The organism is Hymenobacter terrenus, assembly GCF_000972495.1.
Lineage (GTDB): Bacteria > Bacteroidota > Bacteroidia > Cytophagales > Hymenobacteraceae > Hymenobacter > Hymenobacter terrenus.
In genome coordinates this window covers 106,343-129,756 of record NZ_LATM01000004.1, presented here as the reverse complement: position 1 = coordinate 129,756, position 23,414 = coordinate 106,343, and the positions used below count along the sequence as shown (strand labels likewise).

13 protein-coding genes and 1 pseudogene are annotated in these 23,414 nt (G+C 55.5%); 8 read left to right on the top strand and 6 right to left on the bottom strand.

Annotated elements, in window-relative coordinates; translation table 11 throughout:
* The first annotated feature begins 36 nt into the window (after positions 1–36).
* From WX88_RS08700 to WX88_RS08690, 3 genes are all read left to right on the top strand, one after another.
* Positions 37–1,212: an efflux RND transporter periplasmic adaptor subunit gene (locus WX88_RS08700; RefSeq protein WP_046243961.1), complete on the top strand. Its 1,176-nt coding sequence runs from the start codon at positions 37–39 to the stop codon at positions 1,210–1,212.
* Positions 1,213–1,322: 110 nt separating this feature from the next.
* Positions 1,323–4,766 (top strand): efflux RND transporter permease subunit, encoded by a 3,444-nt coding sequence (locus WX88_RS08695; protein ID WP_046243960.1) that lies wholly within the window; start codon positions 1,323–1,325, stop codon positions 4,764–4,766.
* A gap of 126 nt (positions 4,767–4,892) precedes the next feature.
* Positions 4,893–5,159 carry an acyl carrier protein gene (locus WX88_RS08690; protein ID WP_046243959.1) on the top strand — a complete coding sequence of 89 codons (267 nt, stop codon included), beginning with the start codon at positions 4,893–4,895 and terminating at the stop codon, positions 5,157–5,159.
* A 468-nt stretch (positions 5,160–5,627) separates the two neighbouring features.
* Here WX88_RS08690 and WX88_RS32090 read toward each other — a convergent pair.
* From WX88_RS32090 to WX88_RS08675, 3 genes and pseudogenes are all read right to left on the bottom strand, one after another.
* Positions 5,628–5,789: pseudogene (locus WX88_RS32090) on the bottom strand (YkvA family protein); the annotation flags it as partial.
* Between the two features lie 468 nt (positions 5,790–6,257).
* Entirely contained in the window at positions 6,258–7,439 is a 1,182-nt protein-coding gene (locus tag WX88_RS08680; RefSeq protein ID WP_082115928.1) for a S1 family peptidase, read from the bottom strand.
* A 79-nt stretch (positions 7,440–7,518) separates the two neighbouring features.
* Positions 7,519–8,097, bottom strand: coding sequence for an RNA polymerase sigma factor (locus tag WX88_RS08675; RefSeq protein WP_316932316.1), 579 nt, complete (start codon positions 8,095–8,097; stop codon positions 7,519–7,521).
* A 164-nt stretch (positions 8,098–8,261) separates the two neighbouring features.
* On the opposite strand from WX88_RS08675, the gene WX88_RS08670 reads away from it, so the two are divergent.
* A complete protein-coding gene (locus WX88_RS08670) occupies positions 8,262–8,525 on the top strand; it encodes a hypothetical protein (protein WP_046243957.1) in 264 nt (87 codons plus the stop codon).
* Positions 8,526–8,640: 115 nt separating this feature from the next.
* On the opposite strand, the gene WX88_RS08665 is transcribed toward WX88_RS08670, so the two are convergent.
* From WX88_RS08665 to WX88_RS08655, 3 genes are all read right to left on the bottom strand, one after another.
* Positions 8,641–9,678: a 5-methylcytosine restriction system specificity protein McrC gene (locus tag WX88_RS08665; RefSeq protein WP_046243956.1), complete on the bottom strand. Its 1,038-nt coding sequence runs from the start codon at positions 9,676–9,678 to the stop codon at positions 8,641–8,643.
* Between the two features lie 106 nt (positions 9,679–9,784).
* Positions 9,785–11,092, bottom strand: a complete 1,308-nt coding sequence (locus tag WX88_RS29925; protein ID WP_052732503.1) for an AAA family ATPase — start codon at positions 11,090–11,092, stop codon at positions 9,785–9,787.
* 127 nt (positions 11,093–11,219) lie between these two features.
* Complete coding sequence (locus WX88_RS08655) at positions 11,220–12,062, bottom strand: hypothetical protein (protein ID WP_046243955.1); 843 nt, start codon at positions 12,060–12,062, stop codon at positions 11,220–11,222.
* Between the two features lie 150 nt (positions 12,063–12,212).
* Between WX88_RS08655 and WX88_RS08650 the strand changes: the two genes are divergently transcribed.
* From WX88_RS08650 to WX88_RS08635, 4 genes are all read left to right on the top strand, one after another.
* A complete protein-coding gene (locus tag WX88_RS08650; RefSeq protein WP_046243954.1) occupies positions 12,213–13,190 on the top strand; it encodes an isopenicillin N synthase family dioxygenase in 978 nt (325 codons plus the stop codon).
* 231 nt (positions 13,191–13,421) lie between these two features.
* Positions 13,422–13,922 (top strand): hypothetical protein, encoded by a 501-nt coding sequence (locus tag WX88_RS29920; protein ID WP_231590658.1) that lies wholly within the window; start codon positions 13,422–13,424, stop codon positions 13,920–13,922.
* A 335-nt stretch (positions 13,923–14,257) separates the two neighbouring features.
* The gene (chrA, locus tag WX88_RS08640) at positions 14,258–15,550 is read left to right on the top strand and encodes a chromate efflux transporter (protein ID WP_082115926.1); all 1,293 of its coding nucleotides are present in this window, start codon (positions 14,258–14,260) and stop codon (positions 15,548–15,550) included.
* 1,109 nt (positions 15,551–16,659) lie between these two features.
* Positions 16,660–23,370: a T9SS type A sorting domain-containing protein gene (locus tag WX88_RS08635; RefSeq protein WP_046243953.1), complete on the top strand. Its 6,711-nt coding sequence runs from the start codon at positions 16,660–16,662 to the stop codon at positions 23,368–23,370.
* The last annotated feature ends 44 nt before the right edge of the window (positions 23,371–23,414 follow it).

Below are 23,414 nucleotides of genomic sequence, written 5' to 3'. Positions count from 1 at the left end.
CCTTCCCCTCAATTTTTGAAACCTCGCGTGAAACAGATGAACACTCCTTTTGCAACCAATAACAACTTCCTGAAAAAAGCTATCAGCTATCAGCTATTAGCAACCAGCTTATTTCTGGCTTCGTGCGGCGGTAGCAGCAAAGACCCCAAGGCCGAGCTGGCCAAACTGAAGCAAGAGCAAGCCGCGACCCAGGCTAAAATAGCCGAGCTCGAAGCCAAGGCCGGCACTGGTGCCGATTCCGCCACCGTGGCCGCTACGCCAGTGTCTATTATTAAGGTGCAGCCCGAAAATTTTCGGAGTTACCTCGAAGTGCAGGGCCGCGTCGACTACGACCAGAATGCCACCGTGGGAGCCCGGGCGGCGGGCAACCTCACCAGTGTGCGCGTGCAGCGCGGCGACCGGGTGAGCAAAGGCCAAGTGCTGGCTACTATCGACGCTAACATTCTAGATGCCAGCATTGCCGAGCTACGCACCCGCATGGACTTGGCCCGCACGGTCTACGAAAAGCAAAGTGGCCTGTGGAAGCAGCAGATTGGCACCGAAATCCAGTACCTACAAGCCAAAAACAACTACGAGGCCTTGCAGCGCAATCTCTCGACTCTGAACCAGCAGCGCGCGCTATACAATGTAGTGGCACCCTTCAGCGGCTCGGTCGACGACGTGATGCCTAAGCTAGGCGAAACGGTGGCTCCTGGTACGCCGGTGGTACGCCTGACCAGCGGCTCGGGCGGTAAAATCCTGGCTGATGTGAGTGAGACCTATGCCAACGGCATCAAAAATGGCGACAAAGCTCTCGTGACCATTCCGGACCTGAGTGGTGAGGAAATTACCTCTACGGTGCGCGCTGTGGGCAAGTCCATCGACCCCACCAGCCGCACCTTCACCGTGGAGCTACGCTTGCCGGCTAATAAGGCCAATCAATTGCGTCCCAATATGGTGGCTACCGTGCGTATTCAGAACTATAACCGAGTCAATACCAATGTGCTGCCTGTAGACTTGGTGCAAAAAGACGAGCAGAACAGCTACGTTTACGTAGTGGGTCGGGAGGGCGGCAAGGTCATAGCCAAGAAGCGCCTTATCAAGACCGGCAACACCTACAACGGCCGGATAGAAGTAATTAGTGGCTTGGCTACCAATGACGAAGTGATTTCCGGCGGCTACCAGAACCTCAATGAAGGCCAGCGAGTAGCCGTGTCCGGGACGGCTAGCTAGAGGGCTTTCGATAGGTCGGTGCTGCCTCAACTCCTTTAGTACCGCTGGTGCTGAGGCAACAGGTCAGAAGTTGCGTTATAAGTAGTTATTTTCCTTAGCATTACCCAATCATGCAGGACATCGAAAAAGAATTTGGCCCCACCAGTTGGTCCATCAACAACAAAACCAGTATCTACATCATCACGGTGATATTGTGCCTGGCCGGCATTTTTGCCTACATCAAACTGGGCAAAGAGAAGTTTCCGGACATTGTGATTCCGCGCATCATCGTGGCCACGGTGTACCCCGGAACCTCACCGGCTGACATTGAGAACCTCGTTACGCGCCAGTTAGAGAAAGAGATTAAGAGCGTGAACGGAGTGAAGAAAATCAACTCAACCTCCAACCAGGACTATTGCATCGTAGACGTGGAGTTCAACTCCAACGTAGACGTGCAGTATGCTAAGCAGCTCATTAAGGATGCCGTGGATAAGGCTTCTACCGAACTGCCCACGGACCTGCCCTCGCCACCGACGGTTAACGAGGTGAACTTCTCGGAGCAACCCATTATGTACGTCAACCTGGCGGGCAACCTCTCGGTGGTACAGCTCAAAAAGTTTGCCGACGACTTTCAGGACAAGATGGAAGCCCTGCCCGAAATCACGCGGGTTGACATCGTTGGTGCCCTCGACCAGCAAGTGAACGTGGACGTGGACTTGTACAAGCTGCGTGCTTCGCGCTTGGCTTTCTCCGACATCACCCGCGCCATTAGTGGCGAGAACGTGACCATATCGGGTGGCTCTATCGACGTGGGCACCCAGAAGCGGGCTGTGCGTGTGGCCGGCCAGTATGTCCGTGCCGCCGATATTGCCGATATCCAAATCAAGAACCTCAATGGCTCGCCTGTGCGGCTCGGTGACATCGCCACCGTCGAGGATGCCTTTAAGGACCGCGAAAGCTACGCTCGCCTCGATGGCAAGCCCGCCATTACTCTGAACGTGGTGAAGCGCCAGGGCGAGAACCTGATTGATGCCTCCGATAAAATCAAGCAAATTATTGCTGATTCAAAATCGTCATTGCCCAAGGAGTTGACTATCACTGTAACTGGTGACACGTCGAACGACACCCGCGTTACCCTCAACGACCTTATCAACACTATTATCATCGGCTTCCTGCTGGTGACGTTGATTCTGCTCTTCTTCATGGGTACCACCAACGCATTGTTCGTTGGTTTGTCAGTGCCGCTGAGCATGTTCCTGGCCTTTGTGATGCTTCCTGGCTTCGGCTTCTCGCTGAACATGATTGTGCTGTTCGCCTTCCTGCTCGCGCTGGGTATTGTGGTCGATGATGCCATTGTGGTTATCGAAAATACCCACCGTCTGCTGCACGAGCACCCCAACCTCGATACGCCCAAGGCGGCCAAATTTGCGGCGGGCGAGGTATTCGTACCCGTTTTGGCCGGTACACTGACTACAGTGGCGCCGTTTGTGCCGCTGCTGTTCTGGCCGGGTATTGTGGGCTCGTTCATGTATTATCTGCCGGTCACGCTCATTCTCACACTGATGTCGTCGCTCATCGTGGCCTTCATCATGAACCCGGTATTTGCCGTGAGCTTTATGAAGCGTGACGAGCACCTTGAAGATGCAGGTAGCCCCAAACTGACCCGTGGCTTCCTGCTAGCCATGGGCGCGCTGCTGCTGGTAGCCATCATCGGGTACGTATCGGGCTCCACCTTCCTGGGCAACCTCACGGTGACCATTATCGCGCTCTGCTTCCTCGACCGCTTTGTGTTGGTGCACCTCATTGCTGGTTTCCAGCGCAACATTCTGCCGCGCTTCCAGAACGGCTATGCCAACCTGGTGCGGACCGTGACGGGTGGCACGCTCTGGCGCCAGGGCCTCGTTATGCTTGGTATGGTGTTCCTGTTCATCATTTCTATCGTGGCCGTAGGCATTCGGCAGCCCAAAGTCGCCTTCTTTCCCAAAGGTGACCCCAAGTTCATTTACACCTACCTCATGATGCCGGTTGGTACCCGCGTGGAGGTAACTGACTCCATCACTCGTGTGCTGGAGAAACGCATCTATGGCGTCATCGGTGAGCATAACCCCGACGTGGAATCGCTGATTACCAACGTGGCCATTGGTGCCGGCGACCCAGCCGAAGCTACTGCTCAAGGCGTGTCGCAGTCGCATATGGGCAAGGTAGCGGTGGCTTTTAAGGAGCTCAGCGAGCGCAAGGGACAGGCTACCAGTATTTACATGGATAAAATTCGGGAAGTGGTAAAAGGCATTCCAGGAGCTGAGATATCGGTAGACCAGGAATCGAGTGGCCCGCCCTCGGGCAAGGAAATAGCCATTGAAGTAGCTGGCGACGACTACGTGGCGTTGGCTAACCTTTCCAAGAAAGTGACTCGCTACATCGACTCGCTGAAAATTGGGGGCGTTGAGCAGCTGCGTTCTAACCTGGAAGACCGCAACCCGGAAATTGCCGTCAACATCGACCGTGTGCGGGCCAACCGCGAAGGCATCACCACCGGCCAGATTGGCTTCGAGGTTCGCACATCCATCTATGGTACTGAGGCAAGCAAATTCAAAACATCCGACGATGAATATCCCATTCAGGTGCGCTACGCCAAGCCTTACCGCCAAGACGTGAATGCCATCGTGAACGCGCCACTCACCTTCCGCGATGCCACGGGCTCGGTGCGTCAGGTGCCCATCTCATCGGTAGCCGATGTTACCTACAGCACCACCTACGGCGGTATCAAACGCAAAGACGTGAAGCGGGTTATTACTATCTCGTCCAACGTGCTCAACGGTTTCACCGGTCCCGATGTAGTGGCCAATATTCGCCGCGCCCTTCAATCCTTCCCCACGCCGCCTGGCTACACCATCAAAATGGGCGGCGCTGAAGAAGACCAAAAAGAAACCAGCGACTTCCTGCCCATGGCTGGCCTCGGTGCGCTGGGCCTGATTTTCCTCATTCTGGTTACGCAGTTCAACTCGTTCAGCAAGCCGCTCATCATTTTGTCGGAGGTAATTTTTTCCATCATCGGCGTACTCCTCGGGTTGGCCATCACCGGCATGAACATCAGCATTGTGATGACGGGGGTGGGCATCATCGCCCTAGCGGGTATCGTGGTGAAAAATGGTATCCTGTTGGTCGAATTCACTGACATGCTCCGCTCGCAGGGCATGCCGATGCGTGAGGCCATCATTTTGGCCGGCCGCACTCGCCTCAACCCGGTTATCCTCACGGCTACCGCGGCCATCCTGGGTCTCATTCCACTGGCCATTGGACTGAATATTGACTTTTACGAACTGTTCAATTCCGGTCACCCGCACTTCTTCATTGGCGGCGAATCGGTGACTTTCTGGGGCCCACTGGCCTGGACCATCATCTTTGGCCTGAGCTTTGCCACATTGGTGACGCTGGTGGTAGTGCCGGTAATGTACCTGCTGAGCGAAACGCTAAAAGGAAAAATATCCGGAAAAAATCCGGATACCCTTGCAACCAATTCGGTTGAGGTAGACTCTAGGAAAATAGAAGCGGATTCGCCGCCGGTACTAGCTTAATAATTTATGCGTTGTCGGTACCCGCCGGCCGGTTCTTGTTGCTGCATCAACCATCGGCGGGTACCTCCGCAATCGCGCCCCAGCTATTCCCAATATCTCAGAACTCACCTCTTTTTTGCACTATTTATGTACGTATCCACCACTAACCCAGCTCCCACCGCTTCCATCGAGCAGCAGGTTTTTCGTATCATCAGCAAGCGTAAGGCCATCCGGGCCAGCCGTGTGCGCAAAACTGCTAGCCTCGCCCGCGACCTGCGTTTCGACACCGTCGACGTTGTTGACATCATTCTTGAGCTGGAGCGCAACTTCAGCATCGTCATCCCCGACGAGGTGCCGCTCTACACAGTGGGCGACTTCGTGCGCTACGTACGCGACCACGCGGCGGCGGCCTAAGGCTAAGGGTTATTTCCAGCAAAAAGCCCCGGCAACACAGGTTGCCGGGGCTTTTTTGCTTAGCGGAAACGAAAGCTAGCGCACGTTGCCGCCGGTATCGAGATTGCCAGCGTCGGTGCCATTGCGGCTGCCTTCCCAGGTGTTGGCCGTGCCGCTGTTTGTGCCCGTAGGCTGGGTATCGGGGCCAGCCTCATGTACCGGGCGAGGGCTGCTGCTTTCAGGCGAGCCCAGTCCTGAGTCGGTATTAGAAGCGGGATTGGTGGGCGCGTCGGTGGTGCCGTGTTGCTTCGCCGATTCGGCAGCTGGTTGGGCACGGTCAGAGGCAGTGGCGGAAGCATGGGAGGAGCCAGCCGGAGCCGTTGCAACAGGCGCAGCCGAGGTGGCCGCAATAGCGGCTAGTTGCGGGCGAGTCGACTCCCACTCCAGAAACTTGTCCATTTCGCCTTTCAACGTAGTCGAGAACCAAGCCACCAGGGCCACGTCGTCGAGCAGGCCCAGCACTGGAATGAAGTCCGGAATCAGGTCAATGGGGCTCAAAAAGTAGATAAGCACGGCTACGGCCGCTGCCACTGTGGTGCCGGGTACGCCCGTGTATTCGCCCGACACTGACGCTTTGATCAGCCGGAACATGGTCTGGAGGGTTTCCCAGGCTTCATGGGCCAGCGTGCCGACGTCATTCTTTTCACTGGCTTTCTGGTAAGCGTCCGTCAGCAGCTTTTTCATGCGGGTGGGCTGACGAATGTAGCCTTCGGCCGTCTGCAGAAACTTTTTGAATATGGCCGAGCCGGCAACATCGTTACCAGTAGGCGGAGTTTGTTGTTTTTGAGCCACGGAGTGCAGAATTAATGAATGCAAAAAAGAAGAGAGTAACCTGCGATTACCTGAGCCTAAATACTGATTTCAGGCGTGCAAGGTTGTTACAAGGGCATCTGCCAATGGAGCTGTCTGCCCGAATGATTCGCCTGCTTCAGAGCGAAGGTAGTAGCAACTTTTTTAATAGGAAATCCAGCAAAAAGAAAAGCCCGCTTCAGCGAAGAAACGGGCTTTTATATGAGATTAGAAGCGCATCATTTGTGCAAGCTTAGGAGCGCGCAAGGCCTATTCAAATACCTTGACTACGAACACATAGTCCTGCAGCTTCTTGAGTTGTTGTGGTCGCGTAGCGTAGCCCAGCTGCCCGTAGCGCGGCAGGTGATAAGGTGCTGCGGGCTTGGCCGCCGCCAGCGAATCGACCAAGCGCACCAGATACGATGACTTGGTGGCAAATGCTGCACTTTGCGCATCGTTCTGACGCCCGCTTACCACGCCAATCAGGTTGCCACGCTCATCAAGCAGCGGGCTACCCGAGTTGCCAGGATTTACTGGAATGCTCACTTGGTAGAAAGCCGTGTCGCCTTCAAAACCCGAGCGGGCACTCAGGGCACCTTCACCATACACTACGTCCTCGCGTGGATAGCCCAGCGTGAACACCCGCTCCCCCAAATCAGCCTGGCCCGATTTAATAGCGTAGGGCAAGCGGCCGAAACTGGTGAATTTCTTGTCAGTAATCCTCAGAATAGCTAAATCGTGCTTCACGTCAGAATACACGGGTTCGGCGTGGTAGCGCTGCCGGTCGCGGCCTTCAATCAGCAGCGAATCAGCTCCTTGAATGACATGGTAGCTGGTGACCAGGTACCCCTCCGAAGTTAGCGCGAAGCCCGTACCGCTGAATTTGCTGACCACCGGAGCTGGAGCACCTGTACTAGGCTTGCCGAATTGGTTGAGCGTTAGTGTTAAATCCTTCTGATTCTTTTTTATCCGTTCGACTTCCCGGCGTAGTACCTGGTAGCCGTAGAGTGAAGGCTGGGTTTTCGACGTCCGATACAGTTCCAAGCCCAGCAGTGTAGCAAACACGGCCAGAATTGCCACCGAAGCCGCTACGCCCACTGTGGCACGGTGGCCGCTCCAGAATTCGCGCAGCCGCTGCTCGGTGCGCGAAATGCTCAGCATTGGGTTCACTGAATAGGTCAGTTTGGCCGGCTCAGTGGTCTCAGGTTTGGATATTTCTTCCGGCGCATCGGCGGCCAGCATGGCCGCGTGGATGCCGCGCAAGCGCTGGCGCACCTGGTGGCGCTGGCCGTAGGCGCGCAAGGTGCCGGTCATTTCGGTGAAGTCGGCGTAGCGCAGGGCCAGGACCGGGTCGGCCGCGAGGCGCGCTTCGAGATTGGCACGAGCGGGCCCGGCTAGTTCGCCGTGTGAGTAAGCTTCAAATAAGGCGTAGTAATCTGCTTCAGTCATCATAGTAAATACTGTCGGCCAGAACCGGCAGTGGTAAGCGAATTAGGAATTATGCGGGCTAATGGCCCGCAACTAATGCATATCAGATAGGCTCTTCCTTATAATGAGCAAAGAATAGTTTTTTTAACCGCACAAGGCACTTATATTTTTGATTCTTAGCATTATCAGCATTAGTGTAGCCGAATTCTGCGGTTAGGTCCTGCATCGATTTATCTAGCAGGTAGAAGCCTTCCAGAAGCGAACGACAGGGCTCACCAAGGTGGTTCAACGCTTCGCTCATAGTCGTGAAGCGACGGTCTTGTTCCTCAGCAGCGAGTAGGTCTTCCTCAGCCCCCGTGTTTAGGTAGGGGCCATGCTCCTCATCGTCGAGCAAGCGCACGCCAAAGCGGCTTTTGCTGGTTAGGCGCTTGAGCCACAGGCGCCGGCACACAGCGTAGAGGTAGGTTTTAATCTGGCAGCTCAACTCCAAAGAGCCATCGCGAACCTTCTCATAAAATACCATCACGCCTTCCTGGTACACGTCCTGGGCATCGTCCTCCGAGCCGCTGTTTTGCAGCACGAAGTGCGACACCATGGGCCAGTGCAGCCGGTAGAGGTGGGCCAAGGCCCGCTCATCGCCGCTGCGGATAGCGGCAATCAGCGCGTCATCGTTAGGAGTCAAAGAAGAGGATGTTAATTTGCCCCTGCTCATTCACTTTGGGGGTTAATACAAATGCGAGGCGCAAGTAACCCGACAAAAAAATATTTTTATCGACCGGGTTACCTTCTTAGTAAGTTGGGATAAAGGGTGCTTTTTAGTTACCCATTTTCAAAATTACCCTCAAAATGAACAACCTGTTTAAAGTTGCTGCTCTGGGCCTAGCCCTCACCGCTGGTCTGTCGTCGTGCGAGTCGAAGAAGACTGAAGAAACGACTGTCGAGACTCCTGCTGCTGGTACCGAGACCACGACCACCACGACTACTGACAGCGCCGCTGTTGCTCCTGCTGCTGATGCAACTGCTCCCGCTACGGATGCTGCTGCTCCCGCCGCTGATGCTACCGCTCCTGCTGCTGGCACCACTACTACGACTACCGAAGAGAAGAAGTAATTGGCCGCTGGCCTTGTGCCAGCGCAATGCTTATCTCATTCAAAACAGCCTGAATTTTCCTTCTGGAAAGTTCAGGCTGTTTTTTTATTCCTGGCTGACATAATCAGCGTAGTAATCAGGCTATTAAACCCAATAAATTGGCGGCAATGCCAGGCCAGGGCTGATGCAGGTCGAGCGTGACGACGCGCACCGGATGCCCCCCCAACGTGTACCGCACATCGATGGCCTGGGTAGCTGCTGGGTAGAGCAGAATGCCCTCCAGGGCCTGGTCGGGGCCGGGGCGCTGGTTTTGAAGATAAGCGTAGAGTTGGTACAGATGCGGGGCGATGAGGCGCTGCCGGTCGTAGCGCGGACGCAGGGCTGCTGCGTAGTATTTTGTATCAAGAATGATTTTGCGGTCAGGCGCCTCCAGGGTTGTATCGGTGAGCATGGTGGGGAGGAGGTCCAAGTCAGCAGTCTGGCCATCGGCTTGCCAAGCAATGGTTTCGGCATACACGCGGTAGCGACGCTGCTCACGGCGAAAAAAATTTCGGGTGAACTGCTCAAACAGCCGGGCCATCAGCGCTTCGTCGCGCCGGAAGTCGGTGAAGCGGCTCCGGCCGGCGGCGGTGGGCTCGGGCAGGGCCGTTTGCCATACCAACTCGCACACATGTAGCAAAAAAGCCGCCTGGCTGCCTGGCCGCTGTCGGCGTAGCTCGCTAAATAAACCAGCAGTGGGCGCAATAACCGGCGCGGTGGTAAGGGAGTTGGGAAACCGCTGCCGTACCTGACTCAACTCGCGGCGCAGAGCCAGGGGCAGGCCGGCAGCCCGGGCTAGTGTAGCTAAGGTCTGAACTACAAGGCGGTGCAGTGTCGAGTCAGGGCTCAGCTCATCGAAGGTGCAGAGGGCGCGGCCTCGTTCTAGCAGGCCCCGGCTGAGGGTAGGTGCCAGTTCGATGCGGCCGCGCAGGCTGGTGAGTTCCCCTTGCTGCGCCTGAAACGTGCGCGGTAGCCCAGCCTTGAGCAGACGGCGCGTGCTGTGCAGCAGTACCTGAGCCAGTAGTCCCAGCGGCCGGTGAAACGGCGTGGCCTCTGTGGCCTGCAGCACGGCCGGTTCGGGTAGCCGGTTCCAGGCATAGCAGAGAAAGTAATAAAGCGTGGCTATCGGTATCACGGATTTAGCCGGATTTGTGGTCTTCGCAGAATGTGATTCTTGTTTAATGTAGTGTGCTGGAGCGCATTCTGAAGAGAGCTCTTTCACCATACTGTTGGATTCTTTTCTAGGCCAAAAGCTTCCGCAATTGGGTAGCGGCGGTAGCTGGCTGTTCGCGCCAATAATCGGCCAGAAGCGGCCCGATTTCCTGCTCTATTATTAAGCGTAGCCATGCTGCGGCTTGCTCGGACTGGGCCGGGGGCTGGCAGAAGTAGCTATGGCCAATTTTGAAATCGGGACCTAGCTCGGGGTCATCGGCAATGGTTTTATTGAGGGCCAGCATACGAGTGCAGAGCTGCTCGATGAGCGGGCTAGGAACTTGCCGGCCGGCCAGAAACTGCTGAAGCAGGCTACCAAATTGAGGCTCCAACTCAACAAAGGCGAAGCGGCGGCGCAAAGCATAATCCAGTGGGCTGAGCGAACGGTCGGCCAAGTTGAGCGTGCCGATGACGTATAGGTTGTTGGGTACGAAAAACCGTGGGGCACTAGCGGGCGCATAGGGTAGGCGCAGGGCGTGAGCGGGGCCACGTTTATCGGCTTCGAGCAGCAGCAGCAGCTCGCCGAAGATGCGCGGCACGTTGCCCCGATTTACCTCATCAATTACCAGGAAATACGGCCGATCCGGGTCGGCGGCGGCGCGCTGGCACAGGAGGGGCAGCACGCCGGGCACTAGGCGAAAGCGCCCGTCCGCATCGGGGCGAAAGCCCAGCATAAAGTCTTCGTAGCCATAGCTGGGATGGAACTGCACCAATTCGATGCGGCTTTCGTCTTGGGCGCCCAGCAGCAGCCACGCCAGCCGGCGCGCCAGAAAGGTTTTGCCGGTGCCCGGTGGCCCTTGCAACAACAGGTTGCGGCGGCGCGTCAGGCCGGCCAGCGCCGCATCCAACTCCGCTTCAGTGATGAACAGTTCCGCTAAAGCTGCAGAACGGGGGTATGCGGGAGCATGGTAGGGAGCGGCGGGTTCAGCCACTCTGGTGGGGGCTGTTGCTGCCGTTGCGTCTTCGAAGCCGGTGTACAAATCCTCAGCTTGCTGGCGGGCAGTTTCTTCCCCATCGGGGCCCGAGCCGGAGGTGAGTACGGGTCGTTTGGTGGTAATGGTAAAATCGAGGCCTTCCAGGAGGGTGTTGGTGGGGGCGCCAGCGGGGCGGGGCCAGGGGGCGGCGGGGTTGCCGGTGGCCAGGCGGTAGGCCAGCTCCGCCACGGCACGGGGTGGATAGCGACGGCCCCGGTACACCAGCTCATATACCGTGCTGGGGGGCAACTGGCGACCTTCGCGTGCTATCTGGCGCAGGGCCCGTAGCACTTGCTCGCGGGTAAGCAGTGGGGCCGCGCCGGGCAAGGACGAAGCAGCAGAATCAAGCAGGGCAGGGGGCATAGCAAGCAAGGTAGAACCAGAATAACAAACGGCTTCAACTAAAAAAGTCCCTTGGCTGGGCCAAGAGACTTTTTGAAAAAACACTTACACAAGAACAAGCGTGTTGCCCGCGCCGTTTGGCTGGTCTTTACGGAGCTACTACAAAGCTGCGGGTTACGGAATTATACGGGCCCGGAATGAGCGCGCCGCTGCTGTCGATTAGCTCCAGCTTCACAGTGTTTTCGCCGGCAGGCAGGCCCTCCATCTGGTAAGGCATCCAGTGGTCGAGCATAAATTCGGAGCCGTTGATGGTGGCCCGAACGCGGTTTCCACCAGTTTCCAATGTGGTGTTCACGAGGTAAAAGTCGAGCATAATGCGCTTTGCATCGGCACCGGAGTAAGTATCTTTGGGGCGGCTGTAGAACAGATGGGGCGTCTTCACGTCGAGGATGGGCGTGGCGGGCGGCGAGGCATTGCCCACGTTGATAATGCGCAGGTCGTAGGCGCCGCGGTGCTTCAGGCTTTCGTGGTAGGAACGCGATAGGAAGGAAAGCACGACGTGCTGGCCATCGGGAATAGGTTTGCTAAATCGGGCGTCGTAATGGGCCGTGTAGGGTTCATTGTCCACGATGTTGTGGATATGCTGGCCTTTCGTGGAGTTAGCCATTTCGGCCATGCGCGCCCCGCCGCTCATCTTCGTAAGCTGGAAGTTGGTAACCAAGTAGTCAAAAGTTACTTCGCCGCTGGGTGCTGAGGAGTTGGGCGGGGGAGTGCGCAGCTGCAGCTGAGCCTCAGCAAATCTGGGCGAATCATTAAAGGGCGTCAGACGAATACCATTCGATTCCATACTTTCCCCACTGGTGGCGCTCCCGACGGGGCCAGCCCCGCTTGCCGCAGTGCCGGTGTCGGTGGCCGGCTTGCTGGTTTCACAGCTGGCTAACAAGGCCAAGGTGATGGTCGTGCTGCACAGCAGCCAGATGGGACGTTTCATGCGGAGAAAGCTCAAAAATTGGGTAGGAATAATCCGAACTATAGGTATAGTTCTGGCTTCTTACGGCAGAGGCACGGTGCGGGGTTTTGCTTAACTTGCATCGTTGCCCATCGTGGGGCTTAAAAGCCTCAAAGTAAATTTAATTATCCTATGGAAGACCAACTCCTTGACCAGATTCCCTCGCTCGACCTCGCCGATTTTCGTTCGGGCGATGCTGAGCGCAAGGCCCGCTTTGTACAGCAACTTGGCGAGGCCTACCAAAATATTGGCTTCGTAGCGCTGAAAAATCACGGCCTCAACGACGAACAAACCAAGAAGTTGTATGCCGACGTGCAGGCATTTTTTCAACTGCCCGATGAGGCGAAGCAGCGCTACGAAAACCCGGAGCTGGCCGGCCAGCGCGGCTATATCAGCAAAGGCAAGGAGCACGCCAAGGGCCGTAATACCGGCGACCTAAAGGAGTTTTACCACGTGGGCCAGGTAGTGGAAGATGATACCGACCCCATCAAAAATGAGTATCCCGAAAACATCTGGCCCGAAGAAGTGCCGGGATTTAAGGACAGTACCTTCACGGCTTACCGTACCCTGGAAAAAGCCGGCCAGGACGTGCTACGCGCTATTGCGCTGTACCTGCAACTGCCCGAAAATTATTTTGAGGATAAAGTGAAGAATGGCAACAGTATCCTGCGTCCCATTCACTATTTCCCCATCGAAGACCCCGACGCCGTGCCTGCCGATGCCGTGCGCGCCGCCGAACACGGCGATATCAACCTGATTACCCTGCTGATGGGAGCCAGTGCCGACGGCCTGCAAGTGAAGCGCCGCGACGACAAGTGGATTCCCATCACCGCGCTGCCTGACCAGATTGTGGTGAATGTGGGCGACATGCTCCAGCGCCTCACCAACGGTGTGCTGAAGTCTACCATTCACCGCGTGGTGAACCCGGCCCGCGAAAAAATGAATACCTCACGCTATAGCATTCCGTTCTTTATGCACCCGCGCTCAGAAATGAGCCTAGCCGCCCTCGAACATTGCATCACGCCCGATAATCCCAAGAAAGAAGCTGACATCACCGCCGGCGAATTCTTAAATGAGCGCCTGATTGAATTAGGTTTGAAGAAAAAATAAGCCTTGTGCTGCTACCTTAAAAAAAGGTACTTTTCTTACTGCGGCAAGGCTTTTGGAGGCTCAATTATTTCTGGTCGGATGCCGGTCCAGCCTTCATTAGCCAAAAAAGTAAAAGGTCCCCGACACTAGCTGTCGGGGACCTTTTACTTTGTCAATTTACCCTTTTCCGAATAGGCCACTGCTGGCACTACGAAACAGGTTGTTGGCAATAGTCAGCTCCCTGATTAGGTGGTGCTGCCGGAGGTAGTACCGCTTGTGGTGCCAGATGTGGTGCCCGAGGTACTTCCGGAAGTGGTAGTACCAGATGTGGTGCCAGAAGTTGTCGTGCCACTCGTTGTGCCCGCCGTCGTTCCGGAAGTAGAGCCAGCCGTTGTTCCGCTGGTAGTGCCAGAAGTAGTAGTACCAGAAGTGGTGCCCGAAGTCGAACCACTGGTCGAACCGGCCGTTGTGCCCGAGGTAGTAGTGCCGCTGGTCGTGCCCGAGGTCGTACCACTCGTACTGCCGGAGGTGGTAGTGCCGCTGGTAGAGCCCGAAGTGGTACCGCTAGTGGTAGTGCCCGACGTGGTACCACTGGTACTGCCTGAGGTGGTACCACTCGTACTGCCGGAAGTAGTGCCCGAGGTGGTGCTGGGGGTTGCCTCGTCGTCATCGTCGTCGCAGGAGGTGACAAGAACTAATGACGAGCACAGTACGGCGCCCATCAGGGAAAGCCATTTACGTTTCATGAGCTAAATAATAGGTGGAAAGAATGAAAAAATGAATTGGGAAGTGAAACTGAAATCTGGCGTTCTATACGTGGGGGGCAGACGAGTATTTATGCTTAAAACGACCCAGAAAAGACCCATTTTCTCTCCGTATTCAGCACGCAGTATCACGGGTAAAATACCTTGATGAACTGACTGCCGGCTTATTGAGTGGCTCTTTTACAGCTCCTAATATTTTATTAGCGACGTGAATATTGGTGCGTTGAGCTTGGCCGTTCGCGGCACTGTTAAGATGCCTTTAAAAGAGTTGCAATAGACTTATTGGTTTGCATTACCTTCGGTTCCAGGTAGCTGTTTTAGACTATGCACCCCATTCCTACCCGCTCCGCCCCCGTTTCGCTCACGCCCCTCCCGCGGCGCTCGGGCAAACGTACCCGGCAGGTGCGAGGCATCATTTTTTTGAAAGACGTGGCCTTACTGGCCTGCACGGCATTTGGCGGCCCGCAGGCCCACGTGGCCATGATGTTCCGGCTGCTGGTGGAGAAGCGCCGCTACCTGAGCGCCGCCGAGCTGCTGGAGCTACAGGCGCTGTGCGCGCTGCTGCCGGGCCCTACTTCCACCCAAACCATTACCGTCATCGGCTTCCGGCTGGGTGGCCCCAATTTGGCTTACCTCACGCTGCTGGTCTGGATAACCCCAGCGGTAATGCTGATGACCCTCGCCGGCCTCACCCTCAGCCACCTCGACCCGGTCCGGGTGGCATCGCTGGTGCAGTTTGTGCAGCCGGTAGCGGTGGGCTTCGTAGCATTTTCAGCCTACCGCATCGCCGAAAAAGTTATTCACACCAAAACCGCGGTGGGCCTGATGGTAGCTGCCGCTATGCTGGCTTACTTCTTTCAGCTACCCTGGATGCTGCCGCTGCTGCTGCTGGCTGGTGGCGCCGTGACCACCGCGCGCTACCGTCGGCACGCCATCATTCAGGAGAAGAAGCCGTTGCGCATTGAATGGGCCAATTTTGCGCTGTGGCTGGGCATTCTGGTAGGCGCGGCCATACTGGGCCACTATACGCAACTGCTGCCCGTGCGGCTGTTCGAGAATTTTTACCGCAACGGCTCTCTCGTCTTTGGAGGTGGGCAGGTGCTGGCTCCGTTACTGTATGCTGAATTTGTGGAGTTTAAGCATTACCTCACGGGGCCCGAATTCTTGTCGGGGCTGGGCCTGGTGCAGGCTATGCCGGGGCCCAATTTTTCGTTTGCAGCCTACATTGGTGCGCTAGCCATGCGACCGGTGGGCGGCGCTGGCATGCAGATATTGGGCGCCCTAGTGGGTACGGCGGGCATCTTCTTGCCAGGCACATTCCTGATATTCTTTGTCATACGCTTCTGGGACCGGTTGCGGCAGTACCGAGTGGTGCAGGCCTCGCTGGAGGGCATCAATGCGGTGAGCGCGGGGCTGGTGTGCGCCGCCACGTTCCTGCTCTACCATCCATTGCCTTACCGGCTGCTGGCCCTGCCGTTTCATCTCGGACCTATCCATTCGCTGCCCCTCAACCCCCTGCTGGTTGGCACTACCTTCCTGCTGCTGCTCTGGGAAAAGGTGCCGAGCGTGGTCATCATTGTTGTGGCTTTGCTGGCCGGCGCGGTTTTCAACGGATAAAGAAAAGTCGAAAAATTGCAGATGTAGTAAGGCATAACGAATGCTCAGCGGCAACCTAAGTGATTTAGCATCAGTATCGGGGGCTATGTCCAAAATGATTGACGGCATAAGCGCGGGGGGGACCGTCAATCGCAGAGAGCCATTAGTGTGGGCCTAGGTTCTATCGCAGTCTGTAATTCGTGCCGCCGAGATTTTTACAGCCCTGCTGAAACTATGCTATAGGCTCCGTACCACCCCAAAGAGTTTGGAGCAAGTGCGTTCGAACCGCATCGATAGTATCTGAGTGCTTCCGAGGCTGTGGGTTTGCGGCTACTCAAAGTTGTGAGAACTGCTTGCGTTACCTTTGTGGCGTTTTAAGAAACTTTCATGCATGAGATTTAACTACTATATTGGACACGTTTCCAGATTCAGTCGGTTAAATAGAAGTAGGATATTACCCTGTTGAGTTAAGTTTGTCTATATCTTATAAGACGCGTCCTGTGAGCTAGGGGCGGGTTCGTGCCAGACCAATTTTTTTGTTTCAATATTTAGTCACCAATTAGCTATATCGTACTGCTCGCCCAAGAACCCGCTGTAAAGTTGATGGGCAATTATGACTGCTGCTAGCAGCAACCCTTCGTTAAGAAGTTTCAATTAACAACCAAAGGCGGTCATTACACAATTGAGGTCACGCACAAGGCCTCCTTGAAATGTAATATTAATTCAGGTCGCTAAATCCGGCCTCAAGATAAAGGCGTAAGTATATAACAAGCCTTCTCTTCTCTTGGAGAATACATTGGCAATCAGAAAATAAATAAAAATTCTCAAAAAAATATCAATGAAAAACCTCTAATCATTTTTCTACCATGAAAATAACAGTACGAATTGATTTAATACTATTACTGGCTGCTGTTTTACCCTTCAAAGCGTGGTCCCAAGCTTCATCACCGGCGAACGGAAGCTTATTGCTTGGTAGGAGTTCAGCTTCTAGCGAACTGTACACCAAACACCAGCCTGGACATATTGCTCCCATCCTGTCGAAGCAAGGCGTAGGAAACCATGGGCAGTCTGTGGTCAACTCCGCTGCCCAATTGCATAATACGCAGTCGTTGGGATTTAAGGGGGGGAATATGTTCCCTCTGTATGCTATCGAAAATGCGGCGCTGAGTGCCGAAGCTACGGCTGCCTATACTGTGCCCATGCGCGCCGCCAGGCCCTTAGCATTGGTCATCTCGGGTACGGTATTCGAGGATGTTAACTACGGCGGTGGAGCTGGACGGTCCTATGCCGTTGCTGATGCCTCGGCAGTAGCTTCCGGCTTTGCAGCGGGTAGCATTCGTCGGCCCGGAGCTTTGGTGGAGTTGTACAGTGCTTTGGGGACATATGTGTCTTCTACGTTGACTAATGCTACCGGTCAATACACATTTAATGCTCCTTTAGCAGGAAACTATATCGTGCGAGTAGTAAACTCCACAGTTTCCTCCGTGCGGCCAGGTTACGCGGGGGACCTGTTACCGGTGCAAACCTTTGTAGTGCGCGGTGGTGTAGCTGATGCCAACCGGGTGGGTGGTGAAGCGCCGGAGAAAGTAGATGCCGTCGCTGCACCCCCCGAAACCGTCTTACGCTTTCAGGCTACGGGTACCGGCTTCGAGGCTGCTATAGATTTAGTAGAAATCAGGAGTGGCACTAATATATTACCGGGTGTCGTTGCAAATCCCAGCTTTGAACTCCCCAACGTAGGTACTAATTCTGGATTTGCTTTTGCAACAGCACCGACTGGGGCCGGATGGGTCTTTGGCAGTACTGCCGGGGTAATAGGTAACGGCCAAGATGCACGGCCTAATGCGCCAGATGGTACACAAATAGCTTACCTGCAGGGAGCTACCACTGGTACGCTGGAGCAAAGCCTGTCCCTGCCTCCGGGTAATTACACGGTTCGCTTCAGGGCATCTTCCTTCAACGGCAATAAAGTGGTGCAGGTACTGGCTAACGGTGTCAGTATTTTTAACCAGACCATTACCACCAACTTATATACCACCTACACAACGGGTACTTTCACAGTTGCCTCTCCTGTTGTCACATTGGCTGGGCTAAATACCGCCACAACTGTTGCCCAGAGCCAAGCTACTGTTACGGCTGGAGCCACCGATGTGACGAACGTTGACTTTGGCTTCAATTTCAATACCATTACTAACACTCGTTTTGATGGGCAGGGTTCCCTTGCTCAGTTTGTGGCCAACAGCAATGCGCTAACCAATGCAAACCTTGCCCAGCAAGGTAAGCCCGCTGGTAAAGAAACCAGCCTGTTTATGATTCCGAATGGCGCCGCGACGAGTGCACCCGCCGGCTTACGCGCTGGCTTGGTTAATCAGCTCTCGGCGGCTGGAGTTGCCGTCATTGACCGAACGAGTGGCCCCGGAGGATTTGTTGTGCGAGATGCCAATACGGTGCTCGATGGCACGACTCAGACTCTAAATATCGGCAACACCAATGCCCTGATGTTGGGTGCAGGGGGCACAGTGGGGGTAGGTGACTCGACGCTGGCCCGTGTAAACCGGCCAGAAGTGGAACTACTAGGCCCCCGGCCATTCTTTCTGTCCGGCTTTTTCGACCCAGTTACCTTCGCTGGCGTTGCCGTCAGTGCCAATAACACGACTATCAAGGGCCTTAGCATCTCCGGATTCTTCGACTGCATTTTCCTTAACGGCGACGTATCTGGTACCCTTATCGAGCAGAATATGGTGGGTACTAGGGCTACGAGCTTCACTGATCCGCCCGTAAGAACTGTACGTAGCGGCATTTATTCCGGGGGGGGCGATAATGGCATCTACCGTAATAACCTAATCGGTTTCATGGGGCAAACAGGAGTGTGGATGGTAGGATCATCTAACAACAATATTGTCCGCCAAAACGAAATACGTACCTGCTCGCAAGAGATTGGTAACCTTGACGGTTTAGAGCCTAGAGATGCTAGCACTAACAACCTCATTCAGGCGAATCTGGTGACGGAAAATCAGGGGGAGGGAATTGATACATTTGAATCGGTTGGAGGTAATCGGTTTATCCAGAATTCGTTGACCCGTAACGGCCGCAATATTGCCGTAAACGGTACGGAGGGTGAAGGGATACGTATTCATGGCATCGCTAACCAAGTGATAGGTAATGTTATTACCGACAACGACTCGCAGGGCTTGCTAGTGACCATCGACTCACGAAACAACACTATTTCGCGGAACTCTTTCGCCCGTAACACCGGGCTTGCCATTGATTTGATTGACAACGTTGGGGTAACGCTGAACGATATCAACGACAGCGACGCAACCGGCGGTAATACGCTGGTCAACTTTCCAATCCTAACCAGCCTGTCCTTGACCGCCGGTAACCTGGTCGTAACCGGCTTTGCCCGGCCCGGTGCCGTAGTAGAGTTTTACATTCCGGCCGCTGACCCTTCGGGCTTTGGCGAAGGCCAGACGTTCGTGGCTACCCGTACGGAGGGCTCGGGTGACGATGCCAATGGTGGGACCGGCACCTATGGGCCCGGCCTCATCAACGGCCTGAGTCAGGGGCAGGACGCCACTAATCGGTTTGCGTTCACGCTGCCTTTCAGCTCGTTGACGAGTGCCCTACAAGCTGCTATACTCGAAAATGGCCTGACGTCCACAGCCACGCTGGCCGGAATTGGCACCTCGGAATTTTCGGGTAACATTATTTTCACCGCCGATGTGGCGGCATTTATTACGCCGCAGGCGGCGTCCGTGACTGCTGGTCAATCAGGCCAGTTCAACGTAGTCTTTTCCAATATTGGCGCGAGCTTAGCTAGTGGTGTAAATGCCACCGTGCAACTGCCGGCGGGCCTCACCAATGTGGTTGCTTCCGGAGGTAGCTACAGTCCTAGCACCGGTCTGGTCACATACGCGGGGCTGACACTACTTAACCCGGAGCAATCATTCACCTCGACCATCACTTACACCCAGCCTGCTACGAGCGGCGCAGTAGTAGCGGTAGCTGCTATCCAGACCACTACCAATCAGCTCAACAATACTAGAAACGATAGCCAGTCGGCCACTATTCAGACCGGTCCGAGCTTTGATTTGGCTACCACCCTTAGCGGACCACTGACGGCCGGTGCTGGCCAGCTCATCACCTTTGGTGTGACGAGTGCCAACAATGGACCTACGGCTGCTCCCAATGCGGTGCAAACCGTGACGCTGCCTACGCCTGCGGCTCTGTCTGATGTGTTCCTGACCAATGGCGGTAGCTATTCATTCAGCGGTGGTGTCAGCACTTTTACGTTCCCGCTACCAGCTCAGCTTGGAGTGGGGCGGGTAGTAAACAACACCTTCAGCTTTGCCGCTCCGGCGGCCGGTTCGGGCTTCAACATGCTGGCCACTATTACTCCAAATACGGCGGCTGGCGGCGAAACGACCGTCAGCAATAATACCGCTTCTCTGAGCGGTACAACGACGGGGCCGGCCATTGCGGTAGCTAACGTGTACACGACCATCAGTTCCAACGCCCCGCGTGGTGGCGTGGCACCAGGTACGGCCGTAACCTATACGATAGTGGAGGGCAACCAGGGCATAGCTGCTGCCACCGATGTGATTACCCGGGTCGCTTTGCAGCCGGGCCTGACGACCACCGGCTTCACCGTGAATGGAACGAGCGGAACGCTGGTGGGTGGGAACATCGTTTTCACGATAACTGGCGGCTCCGCTAGCTATAACCCAACAACTGGCCTGCTTACTCTACCTACTTTAGCAACGCAGGCTAGCGCAGCCAGCCAAACCTTCACGGTAGTGGCACCGGCCCCTGCCACCGGGGGCATAACTGCCACCGCCAGCGTGAGCGCCACCACCACTGACCCTGTAGCGGCCAACAACGTAGCTGTTACCCAAGTAACGGTAACCAATCCTTTCAATGCTGATTTGGCTACGAGGTTAGTAGGCCCGTCCACTGCTACTGCCGGCCAGCGTATTACGTACACGGCTACCACTACCAACAACGGCCCCACCAGCGCCCAGAATGCCGTACAAACATTAGACCTGCCCGCCGGGCTGCCCCTGACGGGAACTGCGGCTATCCAACTTAACAGTAATGGCCCCCTCAGTATCAGCGGCACGGTAGCTACCTATGAGAACGGCGCCACATATGACGCGAGTACCGGTTTGGCGACCTTCGCATTGAGTGTCAGCGGCCCCGGTTCGTCGGCTACCAACTCCGCCACCTTCACCGCGGCACCGGGCAACACCAGCGCTTTGACCGTAGTGACCAGTGTGGCCGCCAAATCCATCGACGTGGTAATGGCCAACAATACGGCCCGTCAAACTACCACGGTGGCATCGCAGGCAGACGTAGAATTGATACTGAGCGGCCCCGAAGATGCTGTTATAGGCAATCAAATCACTTACGTGGCTACAGTCACCAACAATGGTCCTTCGCTGGTGACCAACCAAACGACCAGTCTCCAACTGCCTGCCAACCTAGGCGTAGGCTCGGTAACGGCTACTGGTCCCACAGGTGCGGGCACTTATAACAACACTACTGGGGTGGTAACCTTTCCATCGCAAACGAACGTGACGCCTGGTCCGACGGGAGGAGCGGTGTATAGGGTGACGCTGGTAGCGCCGAACGTAAATGAGGTGACTATTTCGGGAGTAGTGACAGCCACCGACAGCAACGACTCAAACCCGGCTAATAACAAGGCCAGCGCCAATACCGGCCTGAACCAGCCAACTACTCCTGTTCAGACCAACCTGGGAGTTTCGGTTACCTCCAACGTGGGCAGCCAGACCGCTGGTCAGCCCATAACCCTAACTATTGGTACGAGCAACGCGGGCCCTAACCCAGCTACTGGCGTAGTGCAGCAAGTGGCTTTGGTGCCCGGTTTGAACCTGACTACGCTCAGGTATAACAACGCCACTGGTACAGTAAGTGGAACCAAGGTTAGCTTCGGTATGGTGACCTATGATGCCGTGACGGGACTATTGACCTTGCCACTAGGAAACCTTGCCAATGCTTTCACAGCTAGCAATACCCTCACCTTGGATGCCCCCAGCAACGGTCCGCTCGTAGCTACCACTTTCATCAGCGGGAATGAAACGGACGCTACCACTGCAAACAACCAAGCCAGTACTAGTGTGAGCATCGTACCCAGTGCCAATGTGGCTACCACTATAAGCGGGCCCACTCAGGCCGCTCCTGGTACCACCGCCACCTACAGCATTGTGACGGCTAATAATGGACCATCCAATGCGGCCAACGTGGTGCAAACCGTAACCTTGCCAGCTGGTGCCACCAACGTAGTAAGTTCGGGAGGCTCGCTCAGTGGTAATGTCGTTACCTTCCCGGCTATTGCCAACCAGTTATCGGGTACGATGGTAACCAACACAGTATCGTTTACGGTACCTGCTACTACCCCCTCGATTGCGGTGCTTGGAAACGTAACCAGTGGTACGGCAGACCCGGTGGCAGCTAATAATTCAACCACCTTTACCACTCAAACGACCCAGGCTAATCAGCCCCCGGTAGCTTACGATGTGGTAAACAACTTGCAGAACCCGCGAGGTAGCAGCGCTATCCAAGCTTTGCCGCTCGCCCCGCTCGCGGGAGGTGACCCCGACACTGGTGGGAGCTTAGCTACCTTCACCATTCTCTCGTTGCCCCCGGCTATCCAAGGCACGCTCTTCGTGAATAACACGCCCGTGACCACCCTGGCCCCAGGTGGCCTCAGCGTAACCGCAACTTCAAATGGCTTTGCCAACCTGTCTTTCGTGCCGGCTAACAACTTCGTGGGTAACGTATTTTTTACTTACTCAGCGGTTGATAACGGTAACGGCACACCGGCCAACGCTCTCACTTCAAACGTCGCCCGCTACACCATTCAGGTAGGTCAGGACAATGGGTCGATATATGCCCAAACACCCACAAAGGGTGGCGCTACGGTTTACCAGAACAATGATGTATTGGCCTATGTAGTAGACCCGAATGGTGCCGCCTACTCTACGAGCGGACAACTCTACAATGCTAGCACCGGGCAGCTTGTGAACGGTGGTACTGGCGTCAGCAACGGCTTGGCCACAACCGGAACCAATGCTACTACCAACGCTGCTGGCACCACCTTGCTAACGGACTTGGGGGTGACCCTGAATCCGAGCACCGGCCAGATTACGGTGACCGACCGCACGAAGCTCAAAGCCGGCACCTATCAGGTCACGGTTACGACCAGCGACCTGTTTGGCGGGGTGACTACCCAAATCGTACCTTTTACCATTGGAACCGCTCCATTACCGGTAGAGCTGGTGTTCTTCAAGGCTAAAGCAGCTGGTAATGAAGATGCTCTGCTCTCTTGGCGTACGGCTCAGGAGTTGAATAATGACCGATTTGAAGTAGAGCGCAGCTTTGACGGACAAGCATTCGTCAGCATTGGACGGGTAGCGGGCCAAGGCAGCAAAGCCACACCCACCGATTATGCCCTGACCGATGTTGGCGTAGGCTTGACCGTAGGCGCCGCTCCTGTCTACTATCGGCTGCGACAAGTTGACCGCGACGGCACCGCTACTTATTCTGCCATCCAGGTAGTTAGTTTCACGGCTCAGCCTATCCGTGTGAGCGTATATCCCAGCCCGGCCACCCTGACTACAAAGTTGGATCTGACTACATTGCCGACTGGCGTCTACCACGTTCTGCTGATAGACATGACGGGCCGCACGTTAGGGACCTACGACTTGAGCGGCGGCCAATCGCATGCTCTCGATGTAGTGTCATTGCCGAGTGGTGTCTACACGGTGCAGGTGCAAGGAGTTAATGGCCGCGCATTAACGGCTCGTTTGGTGAAGGAATAAGAAACCGTAACCAAGATTCTGCCTAACGAAAAAGACCCGTCCAC

Excerpts from the sequence above, each read along its gene's own strand:
- WX88_RS08700 (WP_046243961.1), top strand. The coding sequence starts at position 37 with ATGAACACTCCTTTTGCAACCAATAACAACTTCCTGAAAAAAGCTATC.
- WX88_RS08695 (WP_046243960.1), top strand. The coding sequence starts at position 1,323 with ATGCAGGACATCGAAAAAGAATTTGGCCCCACCAGTTGGTCCATCAAC.
- WX88_RS08690 (WP_046243959.1), top strand. The coding sequence starts at position 4,893 with ATGTACGTATCCACCACTAACCCAGCTCCCACCGCTTCCATCGAGCAG.
- WX88_RS08680 (WP_082115928.1), bottom strand. The coding sequence starts at position 7,439 with ATGATGACTGAAGCAGATTACTACGCCTTATTTGAAGCTTACTCACAC.
- WX88_RS08670 (WP_046243957.1), top strand. The coding sequence starts at position 8,262 with ATGAACAACCTGTTTAAAGTTGCTGCTCTGGGCCTAGCCCTCACCGCT.
- WX88_RS29925 (WP_052732503.1), bottom strand. The coding sequence starts at position 11,092 with ATGCCCCCTGCCCTGCTTGATTCTGCTGCTTCGTCCTTGCCCGGCGCG.
- WX88_RS08655 (WP_046243955.1), bottom strand. The coding sequence starts at position 12,062 with ATGAAACGTCCCATCTGGCTGCTGTGCAGCACGACCATCACCTTGGCC.
- WX88_RS08650 (WP_046243954.1), top strand. The coding sequence starts at position 12,213 with ATGGAAGACCAACTCCTTGACCAGATTCCCTCGCTCGACCTCGCCGAT.
- chrA (WP_082115926.1), top strand. The coding sequence starts at position 14,258 with ATGCACCCCATTCCTACCCGCTCCGCCCCCGTTTCGCTCACGCCCCTC.
- WX88_RS08635 (WP_046243953.1), top strand. The coding sequence starts at position 16,660 with ATGTTCCCTCTGTATGCTATCGAAAATGCGGCGCTGAGTGCCGAAGCT.